The organism is Vibrio sp. 1F279, from assembly GCF_041439815.1.
Classification (GTDB): domain Bacteria; phylum Pseudomonadota; class Gammaproteobacteria; order Enterobacterales; family Vibrionaceae; genus Vibrio; species Vibrio tasmaniensis_A.
On the sequence record NZ_JBGOOU010000107.1, the window covers coordinates 1 to 2,121 of the forward strand.

General features: G+C 33.5%; 1 protein-coding gene. It reads right to left on the reverse strand.

Annotated features, from left to right (window positions below):
* Positions 1-119: 119 nt before the first annotated feature.
* Entirely contained in the window at positions 120-1,955 is a 1,836-nt protein-coding gene (locus ACED60_RS25565) for a leukocidin family pore-forming toxin (RefSeq protein ID WP_017082774.1), read from the reverse strand.
* Positions 1,956-2,121 lie beyond the last annotated feature (166 nt).

A 2,121-nucleotide genomic window follows, 5' to 3' on the forward strand; every position in this document is an offset into this window, starting at 1 on the left:
TTGAATTACGCAACAAAGCCGGTTGGCCTGTCACACCTCTAACTAGATTTGCGACAGAACCGTATTTTAGTACTCGTAAGTTTAATAACCTTGAGTTATTACTCTCAAGGGAAAAAATGTCACATATTAAATATATCCGTGTATGACGAGAACATTGAAACTGAGTTGATATTATCCTCAGCTTTTTTCTCTTTCGGAATTAATTTAATTTCTCCTTCATTTACAGTATAACCAAGGCTACTTCCAGTAAATGAATTCTCTAGTTCATCTTTGTCATCTATCCATTTCCATCTTTGTGTTCGCTTTAAACTGCAAGGGCTGACTTTTTTAATGTTACTAGCATCCAAGCACATACCTGGTTGGCTTGTACTCTGATATCGATTAAGTGTATCGAAAATAAATGACTGCTTTAGTTCGGATATATTACAAGTATCAGAATTAACACTGAGGTTTTTATTAACACTTACACATTTATTGTTAAATTTACCCAATTGTAAATTAACCGGCTTTCCGCCAATAAATACAGGATTATCCCAATCAACAGTGAATTTAATATCTTTTTTTACATTTTTAATTTTAAAGTCTTTTTCATTAGGATAATAATATCTTAGGACTTCCCAAGATGGGATTTCTGAATAATAACGATACCCAGTAATTCCAACCGATGAGGATATACTAATGTCTGTTGTCCCTGTGGTCTCAGGTTCAGAATAATAGATTACTTCCATTTTGGGCGTGAAGTTTGCGTACCCTATTGGATTGATTAAGTGTAACCTCCCAAAATAATTTTTTCTGACTGTTACTCCATATGGCGATTCATCTTTTTGTATCGCATGTGGTGAATTATATTGCTCTCTAGACCATTTGAAAGATACATGTTGAGGGCTTTTTGACGATTTCGTTACCGCATAATCAAATGTTTTATATGATAACCACTTGGATTCTGTCCATGACGCGTTGGCATTTAGACTAATTTTGGGTGATGTTTTATCTGCACCAACATCACCTCCAATACCAAATTGAAAAGTTGATACTTCCTTCTTATCATAATTTACATTTAAATTTGTTGCTGGAATGGTTCTTAAAATACTTGTTTTATTATTTGATGCCATCATTTCAAACGTATAGTTTTGTGCTATTGCGGATGACACCCATTCAGATTCAATCCCACCACTTGGCCAAACAATGCCTCTTGAGGCTAAGTACATCGAATATATTTCAGGGTTTAGACTAATCCCTGCGCCAGTGGTTGAATCATCAATGCCAACTCTTACTATTTTAGCATCAGGCGTTGCTGAGCCGATTGTTCCGAACGCAAGGGAGCGTTGCATGTTTATCTTATAAACAAGCGAAATGTTAGCATTTTTACAAAGATGCCGCGATCTATCTCCTAATTGGGTGTTCCAAGTGATATCACATTCAGAATCAGTAATTTGTTTAGTCGCATTATAATATCTAGAAATACTCGGTACCGGTGAGTGTACTACTGGGGTGTTTGATGTTGAACGTTTTTGCCTTTTTGGTGCAGGTTTACTCAAAATTGGGATATTTGTGTCATATCTATCCTTGATCTCTGTAAACATAACGTTATGGTTATGTTCAGTTATTGCAATATAATCAGATTCCAATGAAATACCAAATACCTTTCTAAAGACATGTTTTGCCTTTATCTTTTCTTTATTTCCTTCTATTTCACTAAAATCAACCAGATAACGATAACCATTATTTACAATTAAATCAATTGCATTTTCAATGCCATTTGAATAAATTCCTGATTCTAACCAATACTTTGCATTTATATAAACCAAGTCTGAATTATCAACCATATCACTCATTATATGTATTGATTCACCAACGGGAATGTTTATACCTTCTTGCAGTGTATCGCTAGCTAAAACTGATCTAGATATTAAAACTGATGTTACTAAAATCCCTATTAAATTCAAACGTTTCATAATAATCCTAAATATTTTTTAGTTTTAAAATTAATATGATGGTACTTTGTTGGCACCTTAAATTAATCACTTATAACCTTGATGATTAAGTTTATCATTATACATATAAATTCATAATGGAAAGGTGATTTATGGCTCAATTTATGGGCTTTGTTGCGTAATTCAG

Coding starts and splice junctions, on each gene's coding strand:
- ACED60_RS25565 (WP_017082774.1), bottom strand. CDS start 1,955: ATGAAACGTTTGAATTTAATAGGGATTTTAGTAACATCAGTTTTAATA.